At 37.7% G+C, this 12,372-nt stretch carries 8 protein-coding genes; 4 read left to right on the forward strand and 4 right to left on the reverse strand.

The window, feature by feature from the left end:
* Positions 1-78: 78 nt before the first annotated feature.
* Entirely contained in the window at positions 79-1,680 is a 1,602-nt protein-coding gene (metG, locus tag RIV7116_RS00540) for a methionine--tRNA ligase (RefSeq protein ID WP_044290697.1), read from the reverse strand.
* Between the two features lie 1,022 nt (positions 1,681-2,702).
* Here metG and RIV7116_RS00545 point away from each other — a divergent pair.
* The 4 genes from RIV7116_RS00545 (at position 2,703) to RIV7116_RS00560 (ending at position 7,939) form a co-directional block, all read left to right on the forward strand.
* Complete coding sequence (locus tag RIV7116_RS00545; RefSeq protein WP_015116299.1) at positions 2,703-3,521, forward strand: alpha/beta fold hydrolase; 819 nt, start codon at positions 2,703-2,705, stop codon at positions 3,519-3,521.
* A gap of 258 nt (positions 3,522-3,779) precedes the next feature.
* Positions 3,780-4,478 (forward strand): SH3 domain-containing protein, encoded by a 699-nt coding sequence (locus RIV7116_RS00550; protein ID WP_157229242.1) that lies wholly within the window; start codon positions 3,780-3,782, stop codon positions 4,476-4,478.
* 518 nt (positions 4,479-4,996) lie between these two features.
* On the forward strand, positions 4,997-6,268 hold the full coding sequence (locus RIV7116_RS00555; RefSeq protein WP_015116301.1) for a hypothetical protein: 1,272 nt from the start codon (positions 4,997-4,999) through the stop codon (positions 6,266-6,268).
* Positions 6,269-6,463: 195 nt separating this feature from the next.
* Positions 6,464-7,939: a leucyl aminopeptidase gene (locus tag RIV7116_RS00560; RefSeq protein ID WP_015116302.1), complete on the forward strand. Its 1,476-nt coding sequence runs from the start codon at positions 6,464-6,466 to the stop codon at positions 7,937-7,939.
* 251 nt (positions 7,940-8,190) lie between these two features.
* Here RIV7116_RS00560 and RIV7116_RS00565 read toward each other — a convergent pair whose 3' ends face one another.
* The 3 genes from RIV7116_RS00565 to RIV7116_RS00575 all read right to left on the reverse strand — a co-directional run bounded on the left by RIV7116_RS00565 (position 8,191) and on the right by RIV7116_RS00575 (position 12,116).
* Positions 8,191-9,258 carry an LOG family protein gene (locus tag RIV7116_RS00565; RefSeq protein WP_015116303.1) on the reverse strand — a complete coding sequence of 356 codons (1,068 nt, stop codon included), beginning with the start codon at positions 9,256-9,258 and terminating at the stop codon, positions 8,191-8,193.
* Between the two features lie 566 nt (positions 9,259-9,824).
* Complete coding sequence (locus RIV7116_RS00570; protein ID WP_015116304.1) at positions 9,825-11,486, reverse strand: DUF4335 domain-containing protein; 1,662 nt, start codon at positions 11,484-11,486, stop codon at positions 9,825-9,827.
* 24 nt (positions 11,487-11,510) lie between these two features.
* Complete coding sequence (locus RIV7116_RS00575) at positions 11,511-12,116, reverse strand: DUF3038 domain-containing protein (RefSeq protein ID WP_015116305.1); 606 nt, start codon at positions 12,114-12,116, stop codon at positions 11,511-11,513.
* Positions 12,117-12,372: the final 256 nt, after the last annotated feature.

The following is a 12,372-nucleotide window of genomic DNA, read 5'->3' on the forward strand; positions in this document are numbered from 1 at the left end:
GGCTAATACTTACACCTTGATAAATCAAGCTCTGTAAATAGCGCCAGCAAAATATAAATTTTGCTTCCTTGGTACAATTTACAATTTGTTCGTTACTTCAATACTTTGAAAAATTGGCTTTGCTTTACCTAACTGTTGTTCGCCACTAAGCAAGCCCCATTTTCCATGTACGGCAAAGGGTGCGGAATTTGCAGTTTCAATTTGATTATTAAAATCAATTCCAAACCCTAATTGTTGATATATATCGCTACTGATGTTAGGAATTACGGGAGAAAGTAGATAAGCTGCTAACCTTATAGATTCCAAAATAACGTACAAAACTTGCTCTACTTCTTCCTGTTTTCCTTGTTTATACAATTTCCAAGGAGCTTGTTCATCAACGTACTTATTACAAGCTTGAGAAAATCGAAGAACAGCTTCGCAAGCTCGATCGAAAGCCAAAGTTTCGTAGTTAGCTTTTACTTGCTCTCCTAACTTCAAGCCAATAGCTTTCAGAGCATTATCTTCAGAAACGCTGTCGCTTGCAATTGATGGTACATTTCCAGAACAATATTTTTTCACCATGTTTAGATTACGATTTAGCAAATTACCTAAGTTTTTCGCCAAATCTGCATTTACAACCTCAACGAATCTATCTTCATTAAAATCGCCATCCTTACCAAATGCGATTTCCTTAATAAAGTAATAACGAACTGCATCCGAACCATATTTCTCTACCAAGGCTACGGGGTCGATGGTATTACCAAGGCTTTTACCCATCTTCTGACCATCTTTGGTTAAAAAACCGTGTCCAAATACTCTTTCTGGTAAAGGCAAATTGGCACTAATCAACAATGCAGGCCAGGAAACCGCATGAAAGCGTAAAATATCTTTACCGATTAAATGCAAATTGATTGGATACCATTTAGCTAAAGCGCTTTCTAGTGTTGCTTCTTCACCTTCTTCAAGTAAAGCGGTTATGTATCCTAATAAAGCGTCAAACCAAACGTACAAAGTGTGTTTTGGGTCATTAGGTACTGCGAAACCCCATTCTAAATTTACCCGCGAGATGGAAAAATCCTGCAACCCTCCTTTGATAAAATTGAGAATTTCATTGCGCCGACTTTCTGGTTGAAGAAAATTTGGTTTCGAGTTATACAAGTCTTCAAGATGGCTTTGATATTTTGATAGCTTAAAGAAATAATTTTCTTCGTCTCGCCATTCAACTTCTTTATTTGTATGTATAGGACAACGTTTTCCTTCTAGCAATTCGCGTTCTTCTTTAAATTCTTCACAGGCAACGCAATACCAGCCTTTTTTCTGACCAAGATAAATATCGCCGCTTTTCCATAGTCGTCCAAAAAATTCTTTTACTATTGCTTCATGCTTTGGATTTGTAGTGCGGATAAAGCGGTCATACTGAATATTAAGCAATTTCCACAAAGACACAAACTCGGCAGAAATTTGGTTAGTAAATTCTTCAGGTTGTAAATTTTTACTTTCTGCTGCACGCTGAATTTTTTGCCCGTGTTCGTCAGTACCCGTAATTAAAAGTACCTGACGACCTAAAAGCCTTTGAAATCTAGCCATCACATCTGCTGCCATTGTTGTGTAGGCACTGCCAATATGAGGCAAATCGTTTACATAATATAGCGGCGTAGTAAGGGCAAATGTATTTTTTGTATTATCCACTAGACTCACGCAAAAATAAAATTACTTCTAAAAAAAACAGTTTTTTATCTGACATTTTTAGGCAAAACCACGTCATTATACAATAATGCCTATGCTTTTTCAAGTCGCATTTTTATATTAACAAATTTATTTGCTTCCGGTTTATTTAAAAATAAGTATCAGCAAAATTGATAATTATCAAAAGAATAGATTAACAATCAAATTTTTAATGAGAAAAATTATTAAAAAATCCTGTGATTATGAATACAAATTATTATTTCATATAAGGTTATATATTTTGCACGAATATTTTTTTAGTCTAAACACAATCATCTTAATATTAAATAAATGTAAAAAATCACTCACGCGAAACAGAAATATTTTGATAAAATTCATATCGAAAACTTCTGAGTCAGATAATCCACCATAATTTCCCCGGTAAGTACTTTCATTTGCTATTTACAGTAAATTCTCAACTATTGCCAGAGCTTAATAGCTAAAGCTGTAAGAATATTGGAAACGAGTAGCCATCGTAACTTTATAGATGCACCTGTTTTGATGGCAAGATTATCTACTATTATTCTTTCTAGTTTTCGATATTGAATAGATAAGTATTTTTCATAAAGAAACTTACAAATAATTAATTGAGTCAGGCATGATGTTTTAGAAATAGGCGAACCAGGTCCTAAAATTTCTTTGCGGTCGATTCAGCCTTTTTTGCAATCCCAGCAAATTTAAGCAGCATCTTCCTCCATGAATCTTTTTTCAATCAAATTAGATTATATCTATTAGCTTTTTATAGTTATATATAGATTTATCAATCAAAGACGTGTCGGATATTGAATAGAATCATGGCATCAATAAAAAAACTGCGTAAAACAGGCAACGCCTATAGTAGAAGAACTTGAATCTGTGTAGTTGGTCAGAAATCACAGATTTACTATATAAAAATAGCTACATGGGTTTATATCAAAGTCGCTTTGCTTAAACGCTGTTGCAAAATTTCAAAATCTAACAAGATTAACTGATTGTTAACAATAAACTATTAACAGATGAATAGACCAAAAGTTGGACTAGAGCCTTGTTTCCTTTCTCCGAAAACAATACACCCAGATAATCCGCTATTTATATATTTGCCAGGGATGGATGGCTCAGGTCAGCTATTGCGAACCCAAACTGATGGATTAGAAGTTGGTTTCGACGTGCGCTGTTTGGCAATACCCCAAAACGATTTAAATCACTGGGATGAACTAACTTCAAGTGTATTAAGGTTAATTAATGCAGAACTTAAAAATACACCCCACAGACCGGTATATCTTTGCGGAGAATCATTTGGGGGTTGTTTAGCACAAAAAGTCGCTGTTGCTGCACCACATCTGTTCAAGCGTATAATTCTCTTAAACCCTGCTTCGAGTTTCCAAGCTCGCACCTTATTTAGCTGGGGTTCTCAATTTACTGACTTCGTACCCAATTTATTTTATGATGTGGGTGCTTTCGGACTATTACCATTTTTAGCTTCTTTGCAAAGAATATCTAGCAGCGATCGCCAAGAACTTTTGAAAGCGATGCGCTCAGTTCCACCAGAGACAATACGCTGGCGAATATCCTTGCTGCGAGAATTTTACATTGACGAATACAAATTGAGTAAGTTAAATCAACCAATTTTATTAATTGCCGGTGCTAACGATAGGCTTTTACCTTCTACAACAGAAGCTTTAAGGTTAGGAAATATTTTCGGCAATGCTAAAATTTTAGTACTCCCAGAAAGCGGACATGCTTGTTTGTTAGAAAAAGATATCAGTCTTTACGATATTCTACATCAAAATGATTTTTTAGAATGTGGTAACGAAACAGTTAAGTCCAAAGCTTAAAATCTTGATAGACTTTCACATTCTGAAATAATTGATAAAAGCCCGGTATTTTCAAAGTACCGGGCTTTGATTGTAGAACCTAAAAATTTTGTTAATAGGATTTACGTCATCTTCTGGCGAAATAGAAATCATTAGTGCCAAATTGCTTGTAATTACTCAAAAATAAGTTACAAATAATACTTGTTATTAAAAGTACTAGTATCTACATAACTTTATCGCTAAACTTGCCTCTACTGGTTATGACGTTTGCCAGTACAAGTGCCTGACTGGATTTACACGCAAATAAATATAGAGGGGCAAAGTTTAATGAAATTTGTAGCAATTATATTTTTTTCTTTTGGTGTATTGCTAATTTTGTTCGGAATATCTATTTCTACACCATTTTTATCGTGGGCGGGAAAAAGGTTCAATAGTTCAAACTCAAACTCTGTTAATTATAAACAACCATCATCGATACGCATGACAAGTATGTTGATGGGTATTAGCTTCTTTATTTTTGGATTGTTTATTACTATTGCAAGTGCTACGCTTATAAGTTTTTGGAATGAGCCGTCTGATGATACATCTTTAAGAAAATCAGTACCACACTCAGTTCCAGCAACACCAAAAAGCTTTTCAAACCCTATGGTTGAAAGAAAAAAATCTTCAATTCCTAGTATTAAATATGAAAAAAAATCATTTGCTGGCGAATATGGATTAGATTGCCCGGAGAGTGCAAATGGTTTAAACATGCGTAAACAAGCTGGTTTAAATACAGAAATAACTACTGTAATTCCATGCGATGCAATTGGAATCAAAGATAAACAACAAAGATATTATCGAGACGGAGTAGAATGGTATCTTGTCGAATATCAGCAAAAGATTGGCTGGGTTGCTGGAAAATATCTCAAACAGCAAGCTAATAAACCTAGCAAAATCAATAAATCTTCCCAGCGACTTGCAAAAAAAAGACCCTGACTTCCAGCCAGAGTCCTATCATGGTGCATCTACAATTTTTATATTCACTAAAGAAATTTTATTGTCCGTATACTCGGCTAAGATGTTTTTATATTTTCAAGGAAAATTTATATAAAAAGCTTGATTATTAAAGTTTATCAAAATACAAGTATAGGTAAATACATATATTGAAAAAATATCAAAATAAAGGCAAATTTACAAAAACTGATTATAATCGGGTGATAATTTTTAGGTTTTTTTAAGACATCTAAGATAAAGCATATATCAAGCTGTTGTGAGTTTATTTGAAGCGAATTTATATAGGTAATAAAATCAATATTTTTCTAATTATAAAAAATAGCAATTAGAATATGAGCTTACAAATAACTTCTACTTAACAATATGACTACTTTGATAAAACCATTTTTACGCATTTAGTAGCAGTCTAATTGCGCTTTTAGATGGATGTGAATCTAATCATCTGCGAGCTATAGATAAAGTAGAGAATAATTTAACATCTATCTATTGGTGTCTTAAGAATGTCAGATAAAGCCGAGCAGAAATCACTTCAAACACATCCTTCAGTTTCTGAGACAGAAGTTCATATTCAACCCCAACCTCCAGAAAAAAATATAGCAACAGCAAAACAAAAAGATTCAAAAACGTCTCCTTTAGAATCTTTAATTAAAACCGTAGGTGAAGTAGGAGGAACAATTACCGACACAGCATTAGGGGTAGGAGTTGCAGTTAGTGGTAGTGCTTTAGAAGCTGGTTCGGCGGTAGTCTCAACTGTAGCCTCTGTAGGGGAAGTTGCAGCAAAACAAACTCACAAAATTATCGAACAAGCCACCGAAACAGCAGGACACGTAGTCAGTCACCTAACCGATAACTGGTTGATTCACAGATTAGCTGGAGTTGTCAATTTAAATTGGCTTGTAGGTGCTAGCGAGAGCGTTGATTTAGTCAAAGCAGAAGCCGCAGTCAATCACTTAAAGCAAAAATATCCTCACGAATCACCGACTCAACTTGCTCATCGCATCATGATGGACAAAGCAGTAAAAGCCGGTGGAATCGGTTTGACAACAAGTATTTTACCTGGTGCTGCTGCGGCATTATTAGCAGTTGACTTAGCAGCAACAACAGAATTGCAATCAGAAATGGTTTATCAAATTGCATCTATCTATGGGTTAGATTTACAAGATTCAGCCCGCAAAGGTGAAGTTTTAGCAATTTTTGGTTTGGGATTAGGGGGAGGACGTTTATTAAAAACAGCAGGATTGCGTTTATTAAGGAATATACCTTTTGCCGGTGCGGTGATTGGTGCAAGCGCTAATGCGACAATGATTTTTTCTTTAGGATATGCTGCTTGTCGATTTTACGAAACTAAGTTAAACGCATCAGAATCTTTGAACAGCGAAGAAACAATAGCAAAATTACAGGAACAAAGTGAAAACTATCTACAAACTGCTATTGCTCAAGAAGCAGTAATGGATCAAATTTTAGTGCATATGATTTTGGCTAGTCATCCCAAACAAAATTGGTCAGAAATTCTACCGCAGCTAGAGGCATTAAACCTTAGTCCCGCATCCTTGGAAGCAATCGAGCAAAATATTCAATCTCCGCAACCTTTAGATAGCTTACTTAACCAATTAAATCGCGATTTCGCAGCACCTTTATTAGCTCAGTGTTATCGAATTGCCAAATTAAACCACGAAACAACCCCAGTAGAACAAAGTATAATCAACGCTATTATTAGTCAATTTGATATTGATTCAAATTCAATTGAGACAACAGTAACTAATCAGTCATAAATTGGTTATTGGGCATCTAGCATTGGATGTAGGAAAAAAGAAATGGGGAGAGAAGTAGAAAAAGGGACAAAAAGAAATTAATGACTAACTTGCTACTTGCTACTTATTATTCTTAACTCCTAGCTCCTAATCTGTAGTACAAAGCGCGAATTTTGAGCAATACTGGTACAAGTAAAGTCACTTGTTGGATACGAAATGGAAATTCGAGCGAGTAATACACCGCTTTCAGATTGGTCTGGGGATGCTTTAGCCGTAGGATTATTTGAAGATGGGGTAGAGTTAAATGGCGATTTGGCTGCTTTGGATAAAAAGTTAGCTGGTAGCTTAAAAGAATTAATAGAAGACGAAGAATTTAAAGGAAAACCTAACAGTACTGCCTTTACTCGCTTAAGTGGTGGTAATTCTATTCGTAAAGTTATCTTAGTAGGCTTGGGTAAAGCCGATTCTTTTAATGCTGAAAGTTTACGACGTGCGGCTGCTGCGGCTGGAAAGTTAGCTAAAAAGCAAAAGTGCAAGACTTTAGGTATTAGCTTGCCTATTTGGAATGATGATAGCGCTCAAGCTGCACAGGCAATAGCTGAAGGCGTACAACTAGCGCTTTATCAAGATAATCGTTTCAAATCGGAGCCAGAAGAAAAAGAAACACAAGTAGAAACTATAGATTTAATCGGATTCGGCGGACAAGATGCTGCCGTAACCCGCGCTAATCAGATAGTTTCAGGAGTCATGCTGGCACGGGAATTAGTTGCAGCCCCAGCAAATGAGTTAACCCCAGTAACAATGGCGGAAATTGCTCAAGATATTGCTTCCGAACATGGTTTAGAAATAGAAATTCTTGAAAGAGAAGAGTGTGAAAAGTTAGGCATGGGTGCTTTTTTAGGAGTAGCTTTAGCTTCCGATTTACCACCAAAATTTATTCACATTACTTATAAACCTCAAGGTACACCCAAACGCAAACTGGCAATTGTTGGCAAAGGTTTAACTTTTGATTCTGGTGGCTTAAATATCAAAGGTGCTGGTAGCGGTATTGAAACCATGAAAATGGATATGGGGGGTGCTGCGGCTACTTTAGGTGCTGCCAAAGCAATTGGGCAGCTCAAGCCAGATGTAGAAGTTCACTTTATTTCTGCCGCTACTGAAAACATGATTAGCGGACATGCAATGCATCCCGGCGATGTCCTTAAAGCTTCTAACGGTAAAACTATCGAAGTTAATAACACTGACGCTGAAGGGCGTTTAACTTTGGCTGATGCGTTAGTATTTGCTGATAAATTGGGATTAGATGCCATTGTAGATTTAGCAACTTTGACAGGAGCCTGTATTGTTGCTTTAGGAAATGAAATTGCAGGTTTATTTACCCCTAACGATGAATTAGCATCCGAATTACAAAAAGCTTCCGAAAGTGCTGGAGAGAAATTCTGGCGGATGCCAATGGAAGATAAATATTTTGAAGGTTTAAAGTCTGGTATTGCCGATATGAAAAATACCGGGCCTCGTGCTGGTGGTTCGATTACTGCATCTCTGTTTTTAAAGCAGTTTGTCAAAGATACTCCTGCTTGGGCGCATTTAGACGTTGCAGGACCAGTTTGGACGGATAAGGAAAATGGCTATCATCCTTCTGGGGCAACTGGTTTCGGCGTGCGGACTTTAGTTAATTGGGTTCTTAGCTGATAGTTTAATTAGTTTTTTAGGTGGGCATTTATTTGTCCACCTTTGATTTATTTTGAACCGATTAAAAATCCTCGGTAGAGAGAACCTCCTTAAAAACATTCCCAACTCAGAGGCTGGGAACGATTCAAAAAGTTGAAGAATTGTATTTTTGATTAGAGATTACTTATTTCTTGATCTGTGCAGATGGGCTTCCTTGTTGTAGCCCTAGAAATTACTCCCTATGCCCAATTCCCAATGCCCAATTCCCAAATTTACTTCCTTTCCGGATGTTTGGCATCTTCCACTGAAGGATGCCCCATTTGATTAATTACTGCAATCATCTGATACAAGCGTCCTAAATCCTTTTGATTAAAATACAAAAGCAAACGTGGCAATCCAACGGCTTCGTCAGCTCCTTCTTGTGGTAAAGCCTGACTCTTCTCAATTTTTCCTTTGACCAAAATATCGCTGAATTCTCTATTTAGCTTGTCCAATTCAGCATCAGATAAATCCGAATTTAAGCGAATCACTAGGCGATCGCCTACGTAACGGCTGGAGTGATAAACTTTGTAAAAATAGGTTATGGCGTTACAAGCAACTTGGAGATTATCCGTAACAGTATATAAACTCGGGTCTTCGGGACTTACTAACCCTTTTGCGACTAACTGCTTATCAATATACTCGCTCCAAGATTTCCAGTAATCGCCACCGGGATGATCGATCAAAATCAATGGAACTGGGCCAAATTTACCAGTCTGACTCAAAGTCATGCACTCGAATGCTTCATCTTGAGTGCCAAAACCACCGGGGAATAAAGCAACAGCATCACTTTCTTTAAGCAAAAATAACTTGCGGGTAAAGAAATATTTGAAGTGAATTAGCTTGTCATCGCCCTCAATAATTGGGTTGGCTTCTTGTTCAAACGGCAATTCTATATTCAAACCAAAGGAATTTTCCCTTCCAGCACCTTCATGTCCGGCGTGCATTATTCCGCCACCGCCACCAGTAATCACCATGAATCCCAACTCAGATACACAGCGACCAAAATCTTTTGCCATTTCATAGTCAGGTGTATCTGGCGATAAACGTGCCGAACCAAATATGGTAACTTTACGAACGTGACGATAAGTATGAAACAACTGGAAACCCCGCTCCATATCCGCCAGAGATGACGATAATATTTTCCAATCTAAGCGGTCGATTTCATCGCCAGCAAGTCGCAATACTGTATTTAAAGTCTGTTCTATGTATTTCTGATTCTTTAACTTAGGTAATTTTTCGATTAACTCCAGGATATCTGTTTGAAGATGCTCTGATGTATAAAAATCATTAAAGGTCATGACAGGTGATGCCAAAATAACATTATAATTTACTAAAATCGCGTGCAGAGTATGTTCGCCGCTCGTAGGGGCGTATAGTCCACAATCTATTATTTTTAACTCCTAATGCCTTTTAAGGGGATGGTATTTTCACCTATTAATCAATATTTCGCAATATTAAAATTATAAGTATCAGCAAATAATCAACTTAATAGATGTAAATAAGTATCAAAAAAGTAGAGTTACCGGTTCGCATTAAAAAGCACCTCTGGTTAACATAACCAAGGCGAGTAAGTACGCTTGTAGTCGCCAACTTTTACTGCTGGAGTAATCTTTTATTGATATAGATTTTTATTCAAAATATAAAACCGACGTATATTGGTACGTCTGTATCTATACTAATATTTTGTAGCTCCAAAAGTTGCATTTTAAACTTAACTCAATTTGTATCACCCGTGCAAGCAAAAAAGTAGCTTGATTGGAAGTCATCGGAAAATTGTCCGCTTCATTTGTTTACTTACATAAGAATCCCCGTCCTGGAGCGGGCGAGGAGGCTTTAACAGCATCAAATTTGAGTCGTAACCTAGCTAGTCTGTCTCTGGAAAAACTTGTACTTTACCATTAGGTCTAAGTACTGCACGAACTCTTACATTTTGTCCGTTGCGACTAGAAGAAACGAAAGGTTGACCAATTTCTGGAATCCCAGCACGATCGACGTTATCTCTTGCAGCTTTTGTTAAAGGAAGAATTTGTTCGAGTGCACCATCAACACCTACTGTCAAGCTGTACTGTAAAGGCTGTTTTAATCCCCTAGGCGGTTGCCAGCGTTTTCTAAGATAATTTCTAACTTGTGTGACCTGATTGGTATCGAATAATGTTTCGCTATTTGCTGCAGCTGTTGTTGCAGATGATTTTCCAGCGTTATTTGTTGCCGAAGCAGGTCGATTTTCTCTTAATTGTGCTGCCAAATCGTTACTAGATTTGGGCAGGTTTGTAAGTAAACTTCCTTGATTATTCCGAATTTGAGGAATTGTGTTGGCTGGTTTTGAAGGAATAACAGGAGCTTTAGGAGTAGATGGATTCGTCAATGACGGTAAACTAGTTGTTGGCAAACTTGTAGATGGTAAACTAGTTCTACTTTTCGGAAGTGATGCTGAACTATTTGCTCCAAGATTAGGCTTTGTGGCAATTCCCCCATTCGTTCTTGCAGATGAAGGATTTGGAGAAATAGATAAAGTTTGTCCTCCAGCTTGTGGTTTTGTTGTTGCACTATTACCAAAACTATTGTTACCTAATGGAGGCAGAGGAATGCTCGATAAACTACCTGATGGTTGTGTAGAAGCAGAAGGAAAAGTAGTACTAGGTTTTTGCGGAGCTGCTAAATTTGGAGCGGCAGATGCTAAAGGACTTGGTAAAGATGTATTGGGGATGTTTAAACCCGTCCCTAAAGTCGGTAACTGTGATACGTCAGGCGAAGGATTAGCTAATGAGGTTGGAACAGTTAGCGGCGTTAAGGAACCTTTTGAAGCCGCATCATTACCAATATCTTTATTTGCTGTGGCTACAGTCTCACCAGTCTTGTTTTTCTCTCGCAGACGGTTAGCATACTGATAGGTAAATGGCATTAAACCCAAACCCAATACCAGTACAGCAGCAACAGGTGCCCAAGCAGGTACAGCAAAACTGTTTCTACGCGGTTGAGTTTCAGTAGGTAAAGCAACAACATCAGCTATATACTCATCCAAAGCTGTTGCTAGATCGAACAATTGTAGCAAACCCAATTGAATTGAAGGACCTGTAGCCTGGTTCCCTAAAGGACCAAGAAACAGTTGGTGAGTTAAATTACTGCTTGGTTGTAAATAAATACTTCCCCTGTTCGCAAATTGGTTTCTAAGGTTAGCAGCATCTTGTTCTAAATTAGAAACATCATCTAATGACTTAGGAAATGGAGTTTTACTCGCCGATGGAGCTTTAATTCTCGAATCCCAGAAATTTTCAGGAGACTGTTGCAAAATTTCTTGCACGTAACCTGATACTGCTGTATATAAAGCTTCTAACTGGTCCCGGTCGCCTTGGACTACAACTTTTTCGTCTTCTGGCTGTCGCGGATCGTCAAAACGAAGATTAAACCTAACCTGCTTGAGAACGGATTTACCCATCCAACGCGACAAAGGAGAACTTTGCGCCAAAACTTCTAACGTGCAGGTAGGCGGCGTATACCGACGAATCACTGAATTTGATAGAGGCATGGCAGTAAATGCGTCTTGGACATTTTAAAATTTTGTAGAACGGTCTATAAGTGCTAGCCAGAGACGGCGATGTCCACCGGAACCACTGTAAAAAACTAAATCTATTAGTAATTTGAGTGCCAAGTTGGTGAGTATATCTGTGGAGATTTTCTCATCATCTTCCATCCGCTCTTGATAAGTGTTGCAGAAAGCATCGATGTAATCTCCTAATAAAGCAGAGTAATGAGGTTCGCGGTTATTTTGAGCATTTTGCTCCAACAAGTCCACAGCACGACGAATTAACTCTTGATGCTGTCTGGCAAGATAGCAAGTAATCAAAACTAACGAACGAGCTTCTTCTACATCTAATTTTTTTCTGCCTCCCTGACCTTTGCGTATGGGATTAGACTGGCGCAATCGCCACAGCGCCACCCGGTCTGGCACTCTTGATTCTAAATTCAGATTAATCGCCGCTGAAAGCATTGCCTCGGAACCGATTCCTGTCAAAGCTTCTAGCGCCAACAAAACCAGGTCAATTTGGGCTTTAATATCGTCCCATTGAATGGATGTCGGGGCGGCAATATTAGTTAAATCCTCCCACTGGGAACTAATAGTGGGTGAATCGCCAGCAGAGTGCATAACTTTAAGCATAGGTGATCGGGCTGGTATGGACTGTTGCTGTTACCCATTTTGAAACCAGACTTTCAACATTTTATATTGGTTTCCGCAAGCAATAGCAAAAAGTTCGCAATATGGCAAGCTTTCTACCTGATTTCAATCAACAGCAATTTGTCTTTTACCTACTTTAGATTCAATTTCTATTTTGTCAAAGGGAATTTTTATTTGGGCATTGGGCATTGGAGTACAAAGGAAAATAAATGAGTAACTGAAGACAGTTGCTAGGGCT

Source organism: Rivularia sp. PCC 7116 (genome assembly GCF_000316665.1).
GTDB lineage: Bacteria > Cyanobacteriota > Cyanobacteriia > Cyanobacteriales > Nostocaceae > Rivularia.